Genomic DNA, 20,628 nt, shown 5'->3' with positions numbered 1-20,628 from the left:
CTAAGGAACGCACACAGCTTTTAAAACCAGAAAACAAGGCTATCTATGGGCGTCGAAAGATTGATGTAGAGCCAATTTTTGGCAAGACGAAGGCTTATTTGCATTTCCATCGCTATTCGGTACGCGGCCTAGAAAAGGTCAAAAAAGAAACTGGAATCCTCGTTCTGGCATTGAACATCCTCAAGTTAGTCTCTACTAGAGAAAAATGGATTAAGAATCAAGAGCATAGAAATAAGGCACGAAACCAAAATTCGGTTTCGTGCCTTATTCTTGTTCTATAGAGGTCAGTTATGTCACAGCCTCTTTTTGCGCTCTCAACAGCCATAGTTGCCGCTCTTTTGTCATACGTTCTTTTAGTTTATTGGCAGAATTAGATCTCACTTATGCCCGGCTAAAAGGTAAAATGGATATCCTAAAATAGAAAGTAAAGTGTCATAACTAGTGGACAAACGTTTTTAAGGTGTCCTTACCCAACCTGACAAATATGGACAAAGTGGGCTAGAAGTGCGTTCACAGGATGATGGAAGAAAGCCTGAAATAAAAGGATTCTTTCAAGTAAAACGTTCAACTTTGAATTAGTCAACGCAATTGACGATTAGCCCTTGAAAAGCTTTCCAATTCATATATAATAGGTTTGTAAGAGAAATTACTCACTTTGAAAAATGTGTGAGGAAGCAACAACGATATTTGTTTTTTATTTAGATATATTTGAAACCGAATACATAACCGAATGACTAGGGCAGGTTTACTTCACAAGGAGGAAGCAATCATGAGAACACCAATGATGGGACAAGCCAAGGAACACTACAAGAGTTACAAGGCAGGCAAGCGCTGGGTTTACGCTAGCATTACTGTTATTGCGTTGGGCTTGGGTCTGACTGGGATTACGACGGCACAGGCGGCAGTTGCACCTGCAACTGATCCTGCAACAACTGAGGTCGCTAAGGATGATGCCGGTGCACAATCTGAAGTTAAGGAAGAAGTTAAACCAGAAGTTGAAAAGAATGACGTTCAGTCGGATAAGTTGAGTGACGCTGATCAGAATCAGAAGCCCGAAGCCCCTGAGTCCGATGAACTTGATCCTGAAGATAAAGTTCAGCAGGATAAAGAACCCGTTCAAGACGACGTTCAATCTGGAAAAGAGAATGTTATTTCTGACGTTAAGACACCAGGTGAAACGAACCAAGACGAACAGTCAGCACAGACTTTACAGAAGTCACGGATGAGTCGAGCAAACTTGGTAAAGGAAGCCCCATCTATTGTGGGGCAAAGCGCTGATGAATGGATGCCAGACAAAGCGACTCAGAACTGGGTAATTTATGCGGTTAAACAATTTGAAGCGAATGTTAATCACAATGCTTATGCTTTTGTGACGCCTGCTAATCTCTATCAGTACGTTTCAGATGGTATTAACTTCGCGTATCTGAGTACTGATTCGGCCGGTTACGGTAAGATTCAAGATCTCACAGGACTACAGTACTTTACCAACATGAAGTCTTTTCACTGGGACAATGCCTTACCTGACAATGGCTTAATCGATATGAGCTTTGCCCCCAACTTGGTTGATTATCAGCTTGATAGCTCAGGTCATGCCATGAATCTCAACATGAGTCTGGCAACCTTCTTAAACACGTACTTGAAACAGAATCTTAAGTTACAAGAGTTAGTGGTTAGTCATGCCGGTCTCACTGGAACTTTGGATGGCATTGAAGCCTACCAAGATTTGAATGGATTGCATCTGATGGGGAACCAGCTGACAGGGGACTTGACGCCAGCAACGAAGCTGTCGAAATTAACTGGTTTGCATGTTTCTGATAACCAATTGACTGGGGAATTGCCTGCCCCAAGTACTTGGGCTGGATTGACGCAGCTCGATGTTCAGGATAACCAGTTGAGTGGTATTCTGCCCGACTTCAGCGGCTACAATGGAAAGTTCTGGGGGATGGAAAACCACTTTGGCAGTGGGTTAAGTTATGTGGCGGTTTATTATGAAACTGTTACTGGTAAGACCTACAAACTGACACCAAAGGTTCAAAGCTTCGATCCTCTGACGAATGTCGTGGTTGGGATTCAAGGTGCCGATGGCAAGCTTGACCAGACTGATGCGATTGTTCCACTGCGCTTCTCCTCTGGCGCGACGGTCGTTGCTGGGGTCCCAACACCTGGTATGAAGGGTGCCGCTGTTGATGGCTGGGCGTGGACACAGACTGATGCTTCCTCACTCTTCAAATTCAGTGCGGACGCGGACAATCCATTAGGCTTTACCATGACGGCTGTTGGCGATGTTCCAGACGGGTCCTACACCCTCTTCTTGGAAAATGCTAACTACAACACGAGTGATAATTGCTACTTCGGTTACCTGACCTTCAACATCGTCAATGGTGAGGATCCCGTCGATCCCGTTACGCCAGTTGACCCAACCCCAGGTGTCACTACTGGGACGGTCACGGTGGTCAACGTTGATGAAAATGGGAATGTTATCAGTCAACACGTTGAAACTGGGACGGTCGGGGACAGCTACACGGTCACCGCACCAGAACTAGATGGCTACCAATTGACGAGTCCAAGTTCCGTCACCGGAACTTACACCACGGCTGGATCAACGGTCACCTTCACCTACAGTTCATTGGCTCAGGGCGGGGATGGCGCGACGATTGAAGAACCAGCCGCAAAGCCTGAAACCGGACATGGTGAGATCGTTAACGGTGGTGACGGCGATAAGGTGGTTAACACTGTCGCCAACAAGGGTGGTCAAGCTGCGAAAGCTCAGGCTGGCCATGCCACAATGTTAGCTAGCCACAAGAACGCGGCAGCTGCACAACAAACGACCAAGACCACTTTGCCACAAACTAACGAGTCTTCTTCTACAAGCTGGATTGCTGCAGGGATGGCGGTCTTAGTGGCCACCTTAGGGTTAGCCGGATTCCGGAACAAGCGTCACAACTAAACAAGACATATGATTCAACAGCACGTCCGCCAATTTCTTGGCGGCGTGCTGCTTTTTTTGAAAGTAACTGTTATTGCGATTCTGATCGGATAGTCATTTCTGAAGTAGCTGTGGAACTTTCCAGTTATTATTGTTAGCTGTTGGAAGTTTTGTCGTTTAACCTTTGTCATATCGATGGGTAGAAAAAAGCAAAATGATTGATGAAGAATCCAAAATGTCATACAATGTAATACAGTGAGGGGGGCAATACCAATGGCAATGATTTCGATTCGAGTTAGCGATGCGGAAAAAGAATGGTTGACCTATATGGCCGATTTTTATGGGGTTTCTTTATCAGAATTGGTTAAAGATTATTCGATGACAGAGTTGGAAGATGAATACGACCAATTGGTAGCTAAGGTTGCCTATAAGCGGTATCAAGAAAGCGGACAGAAGAGCTTGTCAATGGATCAGATCCTGGAAGAATTTGGCGGTTCTGACCGATGAGCTTTCACTTACGTTTCAGTCAGGATGCCCAGAGACAATTGAAAAAGATGGATCGGCATCAGGCCCAATTACTGGTTAATTGGCTGTATGCTAATGTTGATGGATTAGTGGATCCACGCAGTAAAGGAAAAGCGTTGTCGGCAAATTTGAGGGGACTTTGGCGATACCGAATTGGTAACTTTAGGGTGATTTGTCAAATTCAGGATGACCAGTTACTGGTTTTAGTGTTAACCGTGGGTCGTCGTGATATTTATTTAGATAGACTTTAGAAAATAGGGATGAGCTCTAGACCTGATATAGACGGTCTGGCGCTCATTTTTAGTAGGAAAGATTAATCAGGTTGATATAACTGAAACAGCTGGGTGCATAAGAAAAGCCGCCGCACCCACAGTAATGAAGGTGTGGCGGCTAGGAGTGACCTAGAAGTTAAGGATTTCTGTTTCGTAACTGTCGGGCAACAGGGAAATAACACGGGCACCGCGAGGGAGTGTCCCGTAGCTGTTGTAGCCGGTTGGGTTACCGTAGTTCAGGCCAATCCCGCGGTAGTTGGCTGTGAAGTTGTTGTCGTGGTCATGGCCGGCAAAGAGGGCCTTGACGTTTTGGGACTTCAACAGGGTGTAGAACAGCCCAGAGTTGGTGACGGGTGAACAGACAGCCTCGCCTTGTTCACCGGTGAGAATGGCTTGGCCAGCTTGCGTGTATTCCGGTAAGGGAATGTGTAGGAACCCAAGATCAGTTTGTGCCTGGGTTCGGGCGTACGGCAAGCGGGTAAACCACTCAATTTGTTCTGGCTCAATGGCCGCGTACTGTTCGTCGGCGGGCCAGTGAGAATAGTCACCGCTGTCCCAGACGTACAGGACGTGGGCAAGTTCACCATCTCGCGTCACCTCTAACGTATAGCTTTCGCGATCGGCAACGACGGCCGCATGGTGCTTGTCAGCTGAATGAGCCAAGCCGGTTTCTAACTGCCGTAAGCCCGCTCTGTCGAGAGTTCCTTCGGCGTCGTGGTTTCCATACGTGATGGCTACTGGAACTGGATAACGGTTCAAGACGTCATACAGAGCACCCAACGTTTCCGCTGGCTTCGAGGCCTGCTTGCCCCAGAGAAGGTCCCCGGTAATCATGATGAGGTCGAAGTCGTTGGCTTGAAGCATCGTGTCAATGGCCGTTAAGGATTTCTGACTGGCTTCATTTAAAGGTGTGTCGCTCAAATGAATGTCCGTTAACTGACAAATCTTAAAGGCCTTTTGGCCAGTAGTTTCGAGACGCATAATGCGGACTCCTTTCTAAGCATCGAAGTGATTTTCAAGATACGTGTTGTATCCCTGGTCGACGGCGGCGACGCTGTGGGCGTCGGCCCCGAAGACCAACGGAATTTGGCGCTGCTGCGCGGCCTGAATCCACGGTAAAGTGGGCGTGAATTCCGTTTGCGTTGGGCGGAAGAGCCCCGCCATGTTGCAGTCTAGGAGGTCACCGCGATCGGCGACCGTATCTAGGATGTGGGTCAGTAGTGTCCGGGTAGTGGCATCTTCCCAGGCGGTAATCGCCGGGAAGGTGTTGCGCCACTTGCGGTACAACATGATGTGCCCGTAACGTGCGGGTTTGTTGGGTGTTTCCCAGTCGATGGCTGCTTGGACGCGCTCCAGGTAGGCGTTAGCCACCGTCAGGGGTGAGCCATAAGCCGCGACGACGCCGTCCTTGAAGTCGGCTGCCGTGTCATCGATGGCTCGTAAGCCCGTCTTTGTTGGTAAGAAGTGTACAGAGAGAAGGGCGTCGTCAATCTGGTCACCGTAGTGGGCTAGTTGAGCGGCCGTCCAGTCTGCGTATTCTGGGAAAAAGTCGACCTCGAACCCGACGAGAATACGAATTTGGTCGCGGTACTTGTATTTGAGGCGGGCCATTTTTTCCAGATAGGCTGGCAGTTCGATCAGGCCAAATGAGGCGGTGTAGATGGCGTGCCGTGAACCCGCTGGCCGGTCGTAGAAGGCCGGTGGCAGAGGAAAGTGTTCTGTGATGGAGTAGGTTTTAAACCCACTCAGGATGGCCTGGCGGATGAATGCTTCGACGTCCTCACCGGAACCGTGAGGGCAAAACTCCGTGTGGTTATGGCCACTCCAAGTGTGGCGGTCAATGGCACCAAGGCTCGTCTTACTCAGCATTGGCGGGACCTACTGGATGAACGGCGGCAGGATCGAGGTAGAGCGTAATCGGAACGCCAATCTTCAGCGGTTCCGAGTGATTCAACAACTCAACCTTGAGGGGTAATTTGGCCTCACTCATGAAGTGATACTGTACCCGGTCACCTAGCATGCTACAAGTTGTCATCTGACCAGCAATCGCCGTGGCTTCCGGCGTGGCTTCTGGCGAGAAGAGTTCTGGACGAACGACGTAGTGGGTGTCAGCGACCAGCGCTTGACCACCGGCTGAGGTCAGTCCCATTTGGGCAAGCTGCGTGCCCGTCAGGAGGTTGTGATTCCCGATGAACTGCGCCATGAAGACGTTCTCTGGTTGAGCGTAGATGGCCATTGGTGAGCCTTGTTGTTGCACCTTACCTTCGTTCATGACCACGATGTCATCAGAAATCGCCATCGCTTCGCCTTGATCATGGGTGACGAAGAGCATGGTGATGCCAAGCTTTTGTTGATACTCGCGAATCTGTTCTCGCAAGCTTACACGGATCTTGGCATCCAGGGCACTCAGTGGTTCATCAAGCAACAGGAGTTTGGGCTTGAGCACCATGGCTCGCGCAATGGCTACCCGTTGTTTTTGACCCCCAGAGAGTTGATCTGGGTAGGCGTCTTTCTTGTTGGTCAGGCTGACTGTCTGTAGCATTGCCATGACTTCCTTGTTGATGACGTCGTTACTCTTCTTCTGAACGCGTAACCCGTAGGCCACGTTGTCAAAGATAGACATGTTGGGAAAGAGGGCGTAGGACTGGAAGACCATGCCGATGTTTCGTTGGTTAGCGGAACGGCTTTGAATCTCTTCGCCATCCAGTAAAATCTTGCCACTAACTTCAGTGTTGAGTCCGGCAATTGCTCGTAAGACGGTGGTCTTCCCGCTCCCACTAGGGCCGAGAAAGGTTGTCAGGGTGTTCCGGCGCACCTTGAAGGACATGTCCTTGATGATGTTGTTGCCGGAAAGGGTAATCCCTAAGCCTTGAATCTGTAAGAAGTCTGACTGCATTATTTCTTTGCGCCCTCCTTGGTGGATTTGTGTGGTGCCGAGTAATGTTGCATGATGAGAATCAAGATCAGCGAGATGAACGCGAGGAAGATGAAGTAGATGGTTGTCAGCACGCTGCTGGCTTGACCGTTGCTACGCATCAACCGGTACATGTAGATCTTGAGAGTTTCGAAGTTTCCCCCTAAGAGGAGGTTCGTCAAGACGTATTCGCCGAAAGCGCTGGTGAAGGTCAAAAGCATGGCGACCAGGACACCGGCACGAATGTTGGGAATGATGACCTTGACGAAGGCCTTGAAGGGCGAATCGCCTAGGACTAAGGCTTGTTCAAACATGGCCCGGAAGTCGCGGCCGATGAAGGCGTTGTCTAGTGCCTGGTAGGTGAGGGGCAGACTTAGTAACGAGATTGCCAGCACCAAGATGATAATCTTAGGAATTGGGAGCTCCGCGTATAACTGAATCAGACCCGTGACCAGGATAATCCCAGGGATGGTGAAGGGGAGCACTGTAATGAAACGCAGGTGCGACTTCACTTTGGGATTGTAGACGTTGGCGTAGAACACGACCGGCAGGAAACAAGCCATGGCAATCAGTGTGGTCAATAGCCCGAGACTGAAGGACCGTAAGAGAACGGCCATGAATTCAGGACTCGCGACCAACTGGCTGTACCATTTTAAGGTCAGGCCGTTCGGTAGGATGGTTTTCACCCAGGACGTCGAGAAGGAATAAATCATAGTCACGACGATGGGTGTTGCCAGGTAAATAAAGAGAAAGGTAATGATCCCGCGAGCAACGCGGGTGCTAGCTTTTGGACTCATTAGGCTTTCACCTCCCGTTTGCTACGTGTGACCCGGTTTCCTAGCCAAACGATGGCCGTCATGACCAAGGCAAACAGTGTGGCAAAGGTACAGGCCAGTGGGACGTTGGCGGTCAGCCCACCATCAATCAGGGTTCCGATTAGCGTGGGAATCGTCACCAAACTATTTCCAGTTAAGGCGAAGGTCGTTTCGTAAGTTCCCATGGCATTGGCGAAGAGTAAGGTAAAGACTTCGACGATGTTGGGCAACACGACCGGGAAGATAACTTTCTTAAAGAAGAACATGGGCTTGGCACCCAAGACGGAAGAGATTTCCTTCCATTCTGGATTCAATTCTTCAAAGACTGGGAAGAGAAACATGATACCCAGGGGAACTTCGAAGAAGGTGTAGGCCAGAGTCGTTCCGCTCAGAGAATAAATCTCAAACGTACGGGGAAGGTGTAATGCCGTCATCAGTGCTTGCCAGATTCCGGCGTTCCCGAATAAGATAATTAACGAGAAAGCCAGGGGAACCCCAGCAAAGCTAGAGGACATGTTGAACAGAGAGATCAGGATATTTTTGGTTTTCGGCGCCAGACGAGTCAGGGCCCAGGCACCAATAATCGCGATGATTAGCGAGATAACCGAGGCAACCAGCGAAATCGCTAGACTGTTACGGATGGCCTCGGTATAGTATCGCGTCGAGACAACTTGATGGTAATTTTCGAGACTGAAGCTACCATCGGCCGACTGAAAACTCGCGATAATCATAACCGTAATTGGCAACAAGAGGACTAAGACGACTAGCAAGCCAAGTGGAAAAAATACTTTCAGTCGCGTTTTCATGGCGGTTACTTAGCTCCAAGAACTTCATTTTGCCATTGTTGGCCTAACTTAACGGTTGCCTTGTTCCAAACGTCGTTGCTCTTCACGTGGAAGACTTTCTTGTAATCGCTTTGTGGCAGTAACTTCTTCTTCACATCTGCTGGTAATTTAACGCTGCTACGGATTGGCCGTGCGTAACCCTTTGCCAAGTTGATTTGCCCTTGGTCAGAGAGGATGAAGTCACGAGCCAACTTAGCGGCGTTCGGGTGAGCGGCGTTCTTGTTGATGATTTCGGCGTAACCACTGGTTACCGTTCCGTCGGTTGGAACCGTCACCTTGAAACGCTTGGAATCAACTTGGTGAGCGTAGTTGAGGGCGTTGAAGTCCCACATGATAGATACTTGAATTTCACCCTTTTGCAAGTTTTGAACGGATGGGTCAACCGTGGAGATTCGTTTTTGCTTTTGTAATTTTGCAAAGTACTTCAGACCGGGTTCCAGGTTGTCTTCGCTCCCACCATTAACGTAGGCCGCGTTCAGAACGGCGTATTGTGGTTGCGCAGCAATGGCAACGTCACCCAGAGAAATCTTGTAGTTCCCCTTTGCCAGGTCAGCCCATGACTTAGGTGCGTCAGCCGCTTTAACGTTCTTGGTGTCGGTAATGAAGACCATGGAACCAGAGTAACCAGCAGAGTAGTAACCCTTCTTATCCTTAGCCCAGCTTGGAATCTCGTTCCAGTACTTGGTCTTGTAAGAAGCCAGCAGGTTCTGTTGAACGGCGGTTGGCGCAACGTTCAGACCAACGTCACCAATGTCAGGTGCGTCGTCACCCTTGGCGGTCTTGAACTTTTGGAGTTCTTGCGCACTAGACATGTCCGTATCAGTATGGGAGATGCCGTACTTGGACTTAATGTCTTGCCAGCTGCCAATCCAGTTGGCCCAGGTGTCAGGCATCCCTACGGAAGCAACCTTGCCTTCCTTCTTGGCTTGCTTTTCAATAGTCTTCCAGTCGTCGGAAGTTCCTTCAGCCTTCTTGGTTGAGCATCCTGCTAGAGTTGAGACCATTGTGAGGGCCGCAGCCGCTACCACCAAATTACGTTTGTTAAACATCAAATCAACACTCCTTCTGTTTTAGTTACGAGGTGTATATTAGCGGACTCATGTAAATCGCTCGCAAAAAAGGTATATAGATCGTGTAAAGATTGGATTTATTTAATTATGTAACCGTTTCGATGAAAGCAGGCACCGACTAGGATTGAGCCGATAATTCAATCGATTGGTGTGCGTGAAGATCAATAAAAGTAATTTCAGCCGTTGATTATCTGACGACTGATTTTTCAATTAAAGGTCAATTTGCCATTAGAAAGTTGATAAAGAGTCATCACTCAGTTAATTAACGAACCTCCGCACAAGGGTCAAGCTGACTGCCCATTGTGATTATCATTGACCTGAAATTAGTTTCTTACATATAACACTATTGTATTTTGAAGTTCGTCTATTTCCTTAGTTCTTTCATTCTGAATGGCTATCTGTTATAGTCGTGTTGAAACAGTTAACGATTAATTATTATTCCAGTTGTAATGTTCGTATTTTGAATAGGGGGACTTAACCGTGGATCGATTTTTCAAGCTAAAGGAATCAGGAACCACCGTAGGTACCGAAGTGGGTGCCGGAATTACGACCTTCTTCGCCATGTCATATATTCTTTTCGTCAACCCGCAAATCTTAGGGCAGACCGGGATGCCCCAACAGGCCGTCTTTCTGGCTACCATCATTGCTTCCGTCGCTGGGACGTTGGTCATGGGACTCTTCGCTAACGTGCCGTATGCTTTGGCTCCAGGGATGGGGTTGAACGCCTTTTTCACGTATACCGTAGTCTTGGGACTGGGTTTCAGTTGGCAAGAAGCGCTGGCCCTGGTTTTCTTCTGTGGCATTATTAATATCATCATTACGGCAACCAAGATTCGTAAAATGTTAATTTCCGCCATTCCAATGAACCTCCAACTCGCCATTAGTGGGGGGATTGGAGCCTTCATCGCTTACGTGGGGTTGAAAAATGCCAACTTCCTGCAATTTACGAGTAGTGCGGGCAACATTCTGTCGGTGAATGGCAAGGCCTTCAACGCAGCGCAGGAAACCTTTAAACACGGGATTGGAACCGTTGTGACTGGTGGGGGAATTACACCAGCACTGGAGGTGTTCAACTCACCAGCGTTGGTGTTAGCGTTGATTGGTCTGGTCGTCACGGTTATCCTGAAGGTTCGAAAGATTCCGGGCGCCTTGTTGATTGGGATCTTGGTCACGACGCTTATTGGGATTCCTATGGGTGTGACCAACCTACATTTGGTTAGTGATTACTCAATCGGCTCCTCGGTTCATCAGTTAGGAACGACCTTTCTGGCGGCCTTCTCCGCGCAAGGGATGGGGTCACTTTTCGCCGAACATAACCGGATTATCTTGGTGTTGATGACGATCCTGTCATTCAGTCTCTCTGACACCTTTGATTCGCTGGGAACCTTCATTGGGACTGGACGGCAAACCGGGATCTTTGCTGGTGAAAAGGAATTGGCTTTAGAGCAGGAACCAGGATTCAAATCCAAATTGGATAAGGCCCTGTTCGCCGATTCCATCGCAACTGGAGTGGGGTCCATCTTCGGAACCTCTAACCTGACGACCTACGTGGAAAGTTCCGCCGGGATTGGGGCCGGTGGCCGAACCGGATTAACCAGTGTGGTGGTTGCTGTACTCTTCGCACTGAGTGCCTTGGCTTCACCACTATTGTCGATTATTCCTACGGCGGCGATTGCACCTTCCCTGATTCTGGTTGGGATTATGATGATGAGCTCCTTCAGTCAAATCCCATGGCATGACCTGGAAGAAGCCATTCCTGCGTTCATGACTTCCTTTATCATGGCTTTCGCCTATAACATTACCTACGGGATTGCCGCTGGTTTTATCTTCTACTGCATCGTCAAGACGGTTGCCGGTAAGGGTCGCGAGGTCCATCCGTTAATTTGGATTGTTTCCGCGCTGTTCGTGATTAATTTCGCCGTACTGGCATTCGTTTAAAACTTTCTGACAAAAAACACCCAACCAGTCGTTAGGGCTGGTTGGGTGTTTTGAGTTGGGGGTCAACGGCCACGTGGTCTTCAATGACCTGCATAGCGGCGATGACCCGCTGAGTTTCTTCCGTTGTCAAATCGACGAAGAGCCGTCGAATCTGGTCGTCGGCTCGCCGATTGATGAGGGCCAATTGGTCACGACCGGCGGCGGTTAGTGAAAGGACTTTAGCGCGTTTGTCCCGTTCGTCGGGGGTTCGTTGCAGGAGGCCATTAGCTTCCAGCCGCGTGATGAGTCGGCTGAGGTAACCTTTGTCCAGTCGAAGTTCTTGAACTAACTGGATGGCGGTATTACGACCATTTTCGCCGATCTCCAGTAAGAGGCGGGCTTCGACTAAGGTCAGCGTGGTTTGCAGGTGATATTTATCGGTGAGGTGCAGGGTTTGGGTGTAGAAACGATCGAATGCTCTAATTTGATGGATGTCTTGACTATTCATGGGAATGCTCCTTCTATTGTTGACAAAAGCAACTATCGCCATTATGCTAATTACAGTTGCTTTTGTCAACTAAAATACATATTGAGGGTCGTTTGCCTGTCATGAATAAAAATCGTTTCTCCTTTGCCCTCATCATGGTGGGGGCTTTCCTCAGCGTCTTAAACCAGACGTTGATGTCAACGGCCTTACCCGGCATCATGCGGGCGTTTCACATCACCACCGCTCAGGGACAGTGGCTTAATAATGGGTACCTATTGATTAACGCGCTGATGATTCCCACCACGGCGTACCTGATCAAGCGGTTTACGACACGTCAGTTGTACCTAACGGCGGGTCTGATCTTCATCGTGGGTTCCCTGATTGGTGCCATCGCCACCGTCTATCCCGTTCTGATTGTTGGACGGATGATTCAAGCACTGGGTGCCGGTATCGTGATCCCTCTGGTTAACGTGGTTGTCATGACGTCCACCAAGCCTACTGAACGCGGGGCGGCCATGGGGGTCGTGGGTCTGGCATTAAACTTAGCACCGGTTCTAGGGCCGACCGTCTCTGGTATGATTCTGGTGAAGTCGAGTTGGCGTTACCTGTTTGGCTTAACGCTACCGCTGATGTTGCTGGATGCGTTGCTCGCTTGGCGTTTTCTAAAGGACGTTGGTGAGCAGCATCGGCAGCCCTTGGATCGTAAAGGACTGGTCTTATCTGGTCTAGGGTTGGCCCTGGCACTCTATAGCTTCTCAAACGTTGGTGAGACAGCATTTCTGTCCTTGAAGGGGATTGTCCCCTTGGTCGTGGGCGCGGTGTTGTTGGCCTGGTTCGTTAAGTGTCAGTGGACCCGTGATTATCCACTGCTGAATCTCCACGTCTTTCGTTACCGGCAGTTCAATCTGCCACTGATTATCAACATGTTACTGATGGTGACGATGTATGGGAACGCCGTCATCATCCCGGTCCTCGTCCAGAATGTCTTCCATCGCAGTGCGGTGATTTCTGGCTTGACGCTACTGCCAGGTTCCGTGTTAACGGCCATCATTTCACCGCTAAGCGGCCGGTTCTATGACCGGTATAACTTCCGGCGGATGGTGATTAGCGGGCTGTGTATCGACATGACGGGGTCGCTGTTGCTGAGCTCGACTGGACCCGGGGCCTCAATTGGGTTTGTGATTCTGGGCCAGACAATTCGGCAATTAGGACTTGTGTTGGTTCTAATCCCGATTCAGACACATGCCTGGTCCATGTTGCCGACAGCGATGATTCCGGATGGGGTTGCCGTGTACAACACGCTACGTCAGGTGGCGGCATCCTTCGGGACGGCGTTGCTGGTGGCGATTATCAGCATCACGGCCAGTGGCCAATTTCATTGGTCAATGAACAGTCAACTGGTGGGAATCAAGTTCAGTTATCTGTCATCGACGCTGCTGGTGGGAATCTGCGTCATCTTGGGACTTCAGCTACATAAGAGTTACGCTGAACCCATTGCAACCGAGCACTATGCAACACCTGAGACATCAGAAAGAAAGACCACGCCAGGGGTGCGTGGCCTGACCGGTCATTTCAAATAAGACGACTATCCTGGGGAGGACTAGCCATGCATGAAAAATATCGAACGGTGGCCTACAATGCGCCACTCCGACTTCGCCGTAAGGCCTCTAATATGTTTCTTGGTAACTTGGTCACGGTAAACGCCGACGTCGATCTTGAGACGGGGCAGGTGACCTTCTTCGTGGACGAGGCGTCTTTGGCGACGTTAAGGGCGGATTATCAAAAGAAAGTCGATCGTTTACACAAAAAATAAAACAAGTGGCCTCCTAAGCAAAGACATCAGCGTCTCTACTTAGGGGGTCACTTGTTTTCATTAATCAGATTTAAATCACCAACGGCGTCGGAATCCAAGAGCACTCGTGATTGATAAGAGGAGTGCTCCCAGTGCCGTCCACCAAGTTGACTGATCGTTAGTTTGTGGAAGAGTCGTTGAAGTACTCGTTGTTGTCGAATCATTGGTGGATGACGAGGTTTTCGCGTAACCAGATGCTAAACGACGTGGCGTGCTAGGCTGAGTAGTCGAATAGTAAGTCGGTTTTTGACTCACCAAGCCTGGTCTTTGACCAGTCGTTGGCTTGCCCGTAGGTTGTGGCGTTTTGCCAGGTTGCGGATCGGTCGGAATAGTTGGTGGTATCGTGGGTTCTGTCGGATCGGTACCGTGATTGGGATCAGTTGGTTTTGTCGTCCCGGTTCCATTACCAGGCATCGTGGTTCCGGTACCATCTCCGGGATCGGTCGTTGTTGGGGCGGAAACGGTCACCGGAACCGTTGCAGTTACCGTATTTCCAAGATCATCAGTATACGTATAGTTGACGGTGTAGATTCCCGCTTTGGCAGGATCGATCGTCGTCACAGGTTGGCCATCGGCATCCTGAATTGTGGCCGTTAACGCCTGACGACTAAGGGCATCCGTCACTGAAACGGGTTGACCATCACTACCCGTTAAGCCAGTGATGCCAGTTCCAGCCGTCCAAGTGGCTCCGGCAGGCAAAGTGACACCGGCAGTGGCCGCGTGAATGGCTAGTGGACTGGCAGTCACGATAATGGTGGCTGGGTCACTAGTCGTTTTGTTGTTCTGAGCATCTAGGTAGCTGAAGGTGACCGAATATGGTCCTGGCTGCGTGGTGTCGACCTTGCCATTAACAGTGAGGTCACTGGCTTGCAGGGGCGTACCATCGGGACCGATCGCAGTTTCTAAGTTAGTCATGAGATCCCACTTGGCCTTGGGACCAGCCACCAAAGTGCTATTTTTAGGTGTTAAAGTGGTTTGAATACGACTGACATAAACCGTATAGGCTTGACCGCCAGGTGCAGTTAGTGTGGATCCAGCAACCGGTGCTCTGTATTCAATTTGTGAGGCCGTTCGAGTGACGTTGCCCACGGGAGTGCCATCCGCTAACTTGAGGGAAGGCTCCCAGTAGTCGGTCGTGCTCAAGCCGAGATCGGCAAGGGTGACCTTATAAGAAGTTCCAGAGTGACCAATCACGGGAACCGGAGTTGAGGTCAGCAATTGATTGCCGTTTGAGGCATCATAAACCGTATAGTTATCAGTGATGTTAGATTCCACGTAGTTTACGACTCGTTTCATGCTGATCCCACCGGAGGTTAAGGCGATGCCTTCAATATTTGCATCGGGCGCGCCAATGTTATCGCCCAGTGAAGAGACGGGAACGGATACGTAACCACCGGAAAGGGGCTTGGTTAAATCACCAATGCCGGCAAAGAGGACCCCCGTTTTGGACACTTCGGCGAGACTACCGGCATTAGCAGAAACGCTGGTGTAGGCTCGGTCTGAAGTTGTCCTAATGGGTAAAATCATTTTGGGTTGGTCTTTGTACTTTGCGGTCGAGTCCGCGTAAGTGACTTTTGCCCCGTCATTGGGACGGAAGTAAAAAACCTGTCTGCCATCCCGCGTGTTTCTCAACTGAAAGACATCGAGTGATTGGATATTGGCGTACTTTTTGATGGTTGTGACGTATTGTGCGGCTCCTTTTTTAAAATCAGTCAGCGTGGCTGTGGTAGAGTCCGGCATCACCACGTAAAAACCATAGAGGGGATTATCGACTGCCATTCCTTTTGAGCCACCGAAAAAGTAGGGCATCAGTAAGATTGGCGCATCGGCGTTGTAGGTCGTGACCATACCGTTCGTGATATCAACGTAGAAGTTAGATAATTGGGGCAGATTGGTCAGGGAAACCGCGGTTGGCGTGGGTGCGGTAGCTTCACGTGCTCGGCGCAGCGGGGTCACAATCTTATCTGTATCGATTTTTGAGTCGTTTGAAACGGGATTTTCCTTACTCTCAGACTTGGTTTCTGTTGATTCAGGTTGGTCAGCCCCTTTGTCTTCCTGGGTCACATCATCTGAATGAATATCTTCTGCTGAGTCATCTGCCGGCTTGTCCTGCGACGATGAGCCATCGTCAGGCAGACCATCTTTACCAGTTGTGGGCTCTGACGGTGTGGTGTCAGAGTTACTCTCAGTTTGTGGGTCATCACTTTGGGGTGTCCCCATTGTGGTTGATTTATCAGATTGTAGGTCATTGGCGGCTTCTGTGGTCAGTGCCGTTGAGTCATCAGTCGCAGTCGTCGCGGCTTGTGCAGTGACGATAGCTCCACCTGTAATGGCGATTGTGGTAATCGCTGCCGTCAGCCAGAGTTTACCAGCCTTGTAAAGTTTGTAGTGTGTTTTAGGTGTTGGTTGGTGGAACTTGTTGCCATGTCTAAACATGTGAGTTGCCCCCGTCAGACTGTCGATTGGGCGGAACCTAGTATCCTAGTCCTAGTATGATCGCCAATCGATAGTTGCATTTACTATACTATTGATAGTAACACAAAATCATTTAAATATATATTGGTTGATTATACAAACTTAATGTTGTGATCACTAGCCGTGCTGTAATCTTTCGAGCAAGCAGATTCAAGGCGGAATTTCGACAACTGTTGTATGATAGTGTCAGTTGTTAACCGATTTAGCATCCCCCCACCGCTGAATATCAGCGAAATTACCGAAAGGATGGGAGAAAATGACGACAGTTTACGATTTCACAGAAACCGAAATGAGTAACCAGCCCATTGATTTTAACGATTACAAAGGGAAGGTTGTTCTGATTGTGAACACCGCCAGTAAATGTGGGTTCACGCCACAATTAACCGGCCTTGAAGCCCTTTACAAGCAATACAAAGACAAGGGATTTGAAGTCCTGGGTCTGCCTTCCAACCAGTTCAACCAAGAGCTTGATTCTGACGAAGCGACTCACAACTTCTGCCAGATGCACTTTGGCGTGACTTTTCCGATGACCAAGCACGTTCAGGTCAACGGTGAAGGAGAAGATGGTCTTTACACATTCCTGAAGTCTCAAGCCGGCCACGGTCCGATTGAATGGAACTTTACCAAGTTCCTTGTGGGTCGTGACGGTGAGGTCTTGGGTCGTTTCGCGCCAGGAACACCACCAGAAAGTCTGGAACCAACGATTATTGCCGCATTGGGTAATGTCGCAGAAGACTAAAAAATGATCGCGTTTTATGAAGCGATTGGCCATGATTAATCCACGGTCAATCGCTTTTTGAGTCCCACTGACGCACCTGTTACGATTCAGTCGCCAGTGGTATACTGACTCACAATTAACATTTGAACGGGAGACGATCGGATGGCATTAACCACAGCGGAAGCTTACTTATTAGTTACCGAACATATTGGGCAGAAGCCGGTACTGCGGACGCGCTTCACAACGCAGGCTTATTTTGTCTTTGGCGCAGTCCTTGATCTGCTTCAACGGGGCGGGTTACAGATTGCGGGCGGTCGATTGGCGTTGGGAGATCCGACTGTCCTAACGACCCAACCCGAATTCTTAAAACCGCTGTGTGATCGGTTGCAGGCGGACTTACCCGAAGCCAAAACACCAGAAGAATCGCTGAAATTTGTGACCAGTTGGACGATTGCCAATGCGCTATATGAGGGCGTCATGGCACAACTCAAGAAACAAAGAGACGTCACGCCGCAGGTCTTTCAAAATAACCTGAAGCCGCACGTGATCGCGGTGCCGCAACCGGCCAGCCGGCAACGGGTACGCGATGAGTTGGTTGCGACGATTCGAGAACGACGGGACAATCCAGGCTTGGTCGACCTCTGGCTGATCTTGGCTCAGCAGGATGCATTGCGTTGGGTTATCAGTGACCATGATCTGCCCGGCTTGGAGGCAACCTTCGCTGATCGTTTAGCGGCCAGTTCCGACCTCCGGGCGATCCAACAATTGGCGGTGACCGTTGGCGGAGTCATCCAAGCCAAAAAGTTTTGGATGGACAGCTGGTTGAGCTAAAAAAGTTTGAAACAAATTGAGAGCTAACTCAATTTGTTTCAAACTTTTTTTCGTATCAGGTCGCCTGCCGAAACGTGTGTCATCAGGCAACTAGCTTCGTTTATAAGAAGAGATAGTACAGTCCACTCAATCCAATGAATAGGTAAATCAGTCGTTTCACAGCGGCCATATTTAGGCGGTTGAGCAGGTGTGCGGCAATCACCGTGCCGACGAGCGCGCCAACCATGCCGATCAAGATAGCCGGAACGTTGCTGACGGTGAGAATGCCCTGACTAATGCGTAGGGTTGTGATGTAAAAAATATCAATCAGAAAGAAGGTCTGGACCGTCGCCACGTATTCTTCGGTCGTTGACGAGAGGGTTAAGAAGTACAGGGCCATCAGTGGGCCACCGATACCAAAGAGGCCGTTGAAAAAGCCGGATATGAGCATGAATCCTAACGCTACGATCAGGGGATAGGGGTGGCTCCCGGCCTTGGGTGCCAGGGTGAAGTAGAGGGCTAACGCGACCAATAACATCCCTAATAAGTGGCGAAGGAGTTGGAGGTCGAGGTGTTGGCCCAGATGAACGGACCAAGTGGCCATGGCCGCATAGACTATGAAGGGTAGGATGACGCGTCGTAAGTGAATGTCATGGCAATAACGAATGGTCAAGGTGACCACACTGGCCGCCATGATCAAAGTCGCCACGCCGGCTCCCTGGGCGATTGGCATCACCGTGGGGAGCACAATCATCATAATAATCGCGGATCCAAAGCCGGTCAGGCCCTGAACCAGGCCAGCTAAGAGGCCAAAAGCAAGAATCAGTAACCAGGTCATCAAAAGGTCTCCTTCGTTCGAGTTAAGTTAAGTGTGCCGGATTTAAAAAAAGAAGTCAACGGGGGTTGCCACTGGATCGGGGTAATGTTATAGTTACAGTGTAATAGATAAATAGAACACTAGTGAGGTGGGACAACATGCATTTCGACGATAAGATTCCAATCTATTATCAGATCAAGGCCCACATTTATCACGAGATCATCACGGGGACGTTACAGCCGGGCGAGAAGCTACCCTCAGTTCGACAGCTTGCTTTGGATGTGACGGCCAACGTTAATACGGTTCAACGAGCGTTGAGCGAGATGATTGCTGCGGGGATAATTGACTCTAAACGAGGTAAGGGGAATTTTGTGACGATGGATGAAACCAAGATTACAGATTTAAAAACCCAATTGATCACGGAACAGGTGGCGCGAGCTTATCAACAGCTTCATGCCTTGAATTTGAGTGACGAAGAGATTCTAAACAGTCTCAAGCACTATATGACACAGAGGGGGAACGCGGAATGACTGCAGGATTAACTTTACAGGGCGTGCAGTACCGACATGGCATGAAGACGATTCTTCACGATGTTGATCTAACCATCACACCAGGCAAGATCATCGGTTTGTTAGGGGAAAATGGAGCCGGTAAGACGACCCTGATGCGGCTCATTACCGGGAGTGCCAAGGGGAAAGGTACAATTGCTATTAATGGTGCCACAATCGTTGGCGATCGCAAGCAGCACGTGAGTTTCACGGAACAATTGCGGGGATTTGCCCGTGAGACGCGGGTTGACCAGGTCGTGAATTTCTATCACGACGTCTATGGGGACTTCGATCTTCAGCGCTATCAGGATATGGCAACTTTCCTACAAATTGACGGCTCACTGAAACTGACGAGCCTTTCCAAGGGGATGAAGGAGAAGCTGATCATCGCGTTGACCCTCTCACGGCGCACGGACCTTTACTTGTTGGACGAACCCTTCAGTGGGATCGACAGTATGAGTCGTAAGCGGATTATCAACAGTATTCTCCAGTGGAAGCCAGACGATGCCATCATGGTTATCAGTGACCACTACGTCTCAGAGGTGGCGGCCATTCTGGATGAGATCGTGATCGTTAAGGATCAAACGATCTTTACCCATGAGGCAACGGACACGATTCGGGAGAAGTATGACGTGGGGATTGAAGCCTACTACGAGAGTTTATACGAAAAGGGGAACGACTATGACTAGCTTTGGGCGGATTTTCAAAGTCCTGACACGGAGCAAATTCCGTGAGGCAAATTTACTACTTTTAATTCAATTGATTGCCATTGCGGTAAGTCTGGTGTGGATTCTGATCACGGGGACACTATCCACTACCAGCTTACTTCAGGCCGTCAGCAGTTGGGCGGGCGTGACCTACGTCGTCGGGTTTTACCTGATTGCCCGGCGTTCGGAACAAGCTTACACGCAAGATACCTTTCGGCTGATTCCAGTGGAGGAGACCCGTTTGTATCTAGGAAACCTACTGTCATCATTCGTGATGTTCTTTTACATAGTAGGGGTTGAAGTTCTCCTGCATCTGGCCGGCATCGGCATTGGCTGGAATGTGCTCCGGAAGGACGTCGGCAGTGTCTTCAGTGCTCATCCGGTAGACCTGGGATCCAACAGTCCTTGGGACATTGCCAAGGTGGCCATGATTATTGCCTTACTCCTGTTGGTTGTGCTTATCCTGATGTGGACGACGATTACCTTCGTTCACCTGGTGGTCAGTGCGACCTCGAACTTCCTGCCAAGTGCTAGCAAGCGGCTGGTGAACTTCGTGCTCTACATCGTGGTTATCTTCCTCGTTGTACGGGTCGCAGCCTTCCTGATTGTCTTGTTCTCGAAGGTCACGAGTTCGTTTTCAATTGGCGGTGGCCTGATGAACCTCTGGTTGCCCATCGCTGGCATGGTTTTGGTGATTGTCATCGAATCGGCTGCCAGTGTCTTCCTGCTAAAGAAGTGGGTCGAAACGGTACCAAATTAAATTAAAAAAACGGGAGCTGGCCGCTTGGTCAACTCCCGTTTTATTTTCTGACAAATTTAGACGACGAATTGTCAAATCAAGTGCAACGTTTTCCCATAGAACACTTCAGATGGAGTTTTCCAGCCTAAGACCTTGCGTGGACGATTATTTAACTCTTTAACAAAGTTGCT

General features: G+C 49.5%; 21 protein-coding genes. 12 read left to right on the top strand and 9 right to left on the bottom strand.

Annotated features, from left to right (window positions below):
• The 4 genes from EKM70_RS10005 to EKM70_RS09990 all read left to right on the top strand — a co-directional run.
• The coding region (locus EKM70_RS10005) for a transposase (protein WP_225416428.1) at positions 1-281 on the top strand (281 nt) is incomplete at its 5' end.
• A gap of 488 nt (positions 282-769) precedes the next feature.
• Positions 770-2,947: a MucBP domain-containing protein gene (locus EKM70_RS10000; protein WP_164506374.1), complete on the top strand. Its 2,178-nt coding sequence runs from the start codon at positions 770-772 to the stop codon at positions 2,945-2,947.
• Between the two features lie 252 nt (positions 2,948-3,199).
• A complete protein-coding gene (gene relB / locus EKM70_RS09995; protein WP_125547506.1) occupies positions 3,200-3,433 on the top strand; it encodes a type II toxin-antitoxin system RelB family antitoxin in 234 nt (77 codons plus the stop codon).
• Positions 3,430-3,702, top strand: coding sequence for a type II toxin-antitoxin system RelE family toxin (locus tag EKM70_RS09990; RefSeq protein ID WP_125547504.1), 273 nt, complete (start codon positions 3,430-3,432; stop codon positions 3,700-3,702). The genes relB and EKM70_RS09990 overlap by 4 nt, the downstream gene beginning before the upstream one ends.
• Positions 3,703-3,852: 150 nt before the next feature.
• Here the strand turns inward: EKM70_RS09990 and EKM70_RS09985 are convergent, their stop codons facing one another.
• From EKM70_RS09985 to EKM70_RS09960, 6 genes are read right to left on the bottom strand one after another with little or no spacing between them, the layout of a single operon-like run.
• Positions 3,853-4,704, bottom strand: a complete 852-nt coding sequence (locus EKM70_RS09985; protein WP_125547502.1) for a metallophosphoesterase — start codon at positions 4,702-4,704, stop codon at positions 3,853-3,855.
• Positions 4,705-4,719: 15 nt separating this feature from the next.
• The gene (gene hisJ, locus EKM70_RS09980; RefSeq protein ID WP_125547500.1) at positions 4,720-5,592 is read right to left on the bottom strand and encodes a histidinol-phosphatase HisJ; all 873 of its coding nucleotides are present in this window, start codon (positions 5,590-5,592) and stop codon (positions 4,720-4,722) included.
• Entirely contained in the window at positions 5,582-6,619 is a 1,038-nt protein-coding gene (locus EKM70_RS09975) for an ABC transporter ATP-binding protein (protein ID WP_125547498.1), read from the bottom strand. Before EKM70_RS09975 ends, hisJ begins: the two co-directional genes overlap by 11 nt.
• Positions 6,619-7,434 (bottom strand): ABC transporter permease, encoded by an 816-nt coding sequence (locus EKM70_RS09970; protein ID WP_125547496.1) that lies wholly within the window; start codon positions 7,432-7,434, stop codon positions 6,619-6,621. The genes EKM70_RS09975 and EKM70_RS09970 overlap by 1 nt, the downstream gene beginning before the upstream one ends.
• Complete coding sequence (locus tag EKM70_RS09965; RefSeq protein WP_057877662.1) at positions 7,434-8,258, bottom strand: ABC transporter permease; 825 nt, start codon at positions 8,256-8,258, stop codon at positions 7,434-7,436. Before EKM70_RS09965 ends, EKM70_RS09970 begins: the two co-directional genes overlap by 1 nt.
• Positions 8,259-8,263: 5 nt before the next feature.
• Positions 8,264-9,346: an ABC transporter substrate-binding protein gene (locus EKM70_RS09960; protein WP_057877661.1), complete on the bottom strand. Its 1,083-nt coding sequence runs from the start codon at positions 9,344-9,346 to the stop codon at positions 8,264-8,266.
• Between the two features lie 501 nt (positions 9,347-9,847).
• Between EKM70_RS09960 and EKM70_RS09955 the strand changes: the two genes are divergently transcribed.
• A complete protein-coding gene (locus EKM70_RS09955; protein ID WP_125547494.1) occupies positions 9,848-11,305 on the top strand; it encodes an NCS2 family permease in 1,458 nt (485 codons plus the stop codon).
• A gap of 31 nt (positions 11,306-11,336) precedes the next feature.
• Here the strand turns inward: EKM70_RS09955 and EKM70_RS09950 are convergent, their stop codons facing one another.
• Complete coding sequence (locus EKM70_RS09950; RefSeq protein WP_164506373.1) at positions 11,337-11,792, bottom strand: MarR family winged helix-turn-helix transcriptional regulator; 456 nt, start codon at positions 11,790-11,792, stop codon at positions 11,337-11,339.
• A 101-nt stretch (positions 11,793-11,893) separates the two neighbouring features.
• On the opposite strand from EKM70_RS09950, the gene EKM70_RS09945 reads away from it, so the two are divergent.
• Together EKM70_RS09945 and EKM70_RS09940 are read left to right on the top strand one after the other, a co-directional pair.
• A complete protein-coding gene (locus tag EKM70_RS09945; protein WP_125547490.1) occupies positions 11,894-13,351 on the top strand; it encodes an MDR family MFS transporter in 1,458 nt (485 codons plus the stop codon).
• A 26-nt stretch (positions 13,352-13,377) separates the two neighbouring features.
• Positions 13,378-13,584, top strand: coding sequence for a hypothetical protein (locus EKM70_RS09940; RefSeq protein ID WP_125547488.1), 207 nt, complete (start codon positions 13,378-13,380; stop codon positions 13,582-13,584).
• Between the two features lie 75 nt (positions 13,585-13,659).
• Here the strand turns inward: EKM70_RS09940 and EKM70_RS09935 are convergent, their stop codons facing one another.
• Positions 13,660-16,059, bottom strand: a complete 2,400-nt coding sequence (locus EKM70_RS09935) for a KxYKxGKxW signal peptide domain-containing protein (protein WP_125547486.1) — start codon at positions 16,057-16,059, stop codon at positions 13,660-13,662.
• Positions 16,060-16,354: 295 nt separating this feature from the next.
• Between EKM70_RS09935 and EKM70_RS09930 the strand changes: the two genes are divergently transcribed.
• Together EKM70_RS09930 and EKM70_RS09925 are read left to right on the top strand one after the other, a co-directional pair.
• Positions 16,355-16,837, top strand: a complete 483-nt coding sequence (locus tag EKM70_RS09930; RefSeq protein WP_125547484.1) for a glutathione peroxidase — start codon at positions 16,355-16,357, stop codon at positions 16,835-16,837.
• Between the two features lie 141 nt (positions 16,838-16,978).
• On the top strand, positions 16,979-17,647 hold the full coding sequence (locus EKM70_RS09925; protein WP_125547482.1) for a hypothetical protein: 669 nt from the start codon (positions 16,979-16,981) through the stop codon (positions 17,645-17,647).
• Between the two features lie 100 nt (positions 17,648-17,747).
• Here EKM70_RS09925 and EKM70_RS09920 read toward each other — a convergent pair whose 3' ends face one another.
• Positions 17,748-18,464, bottom strand: a complete 717-nt coding sequence (locus EKM70_RS09920; protein WP_125547480.1) for a sulfite exporter TauE/SafE family protein — start codon at positions 18,462-18,464, stop codon at positions 17,748-17,750.
• Positions 18,465-18,601: 137 nt separating this feature from the next.
• On the opposite strand from EKM70_RS09920, the gene EKM70_RS09915 reads away from it, so the two are divergent.
• From EKM70_RS09915 to EKM70_RS09905, 3 genes are read left to right on the top strand one after another with little or no spacing between them, the layout of a single operon-like run.
• Positions 18,602-18,973: a GntR family transcriptional regulator gene (locus EKM70_RS09915; RefSeq protein ID WP_125547478.1), complete on the top strand. Its 372-nt coding sequence runs from the start codon at positions 18,602-18,604 to the stop codon at positions 18,971-18,973.
• Positions 18,970-19,680 (top strand): ATP-binding cassette domain-containing protein, encoded by a 711-nt coding sequence (locus tag EKM70_RS09910; protein ID WP_125547476.1) that lies wholly within the window; start codon positions 18,970-18,972, stop codon positions 19,678-19,680. The genes EKM70_RS09915 and EKM70_RS09910 overlap by 4 nt, the downstream gene beginning before the upstream one ends.
• The gene (locus tag EKM70_RS09905; protein WP_125547475.1) at positions 19,673-20,458 is read left to right on the top strand and encodes a hypothetical protein; all 786 of its coding nucleotides are present in this window, start codon (positions 19,673-19,675) and stop codon (positions 20,456-20,458) included. The genes EKM70_RS09910 and EKM70_RS09905 overlap by 8 nt, the downstream gene beginning before the upstream one ends.
• Positions 20,459-20,628 lie beyond the last annotated feature (170 nt).

Source organism: Levilactobacillus lindianensis (assembly GCF_003946095.1).
In the GTDB taxonomy this organism is placed as follows: Bacteria; Bacillota; Bacilli; order Lactobacillales; family Lactobacillaceae; genus Levilactobacillus; species Levilactobacillus lindianensis.
Note: the sequence above shows the minus strand (reverse complement) of the source record. Positions and strands in the feature narration are given on the sequence as shown.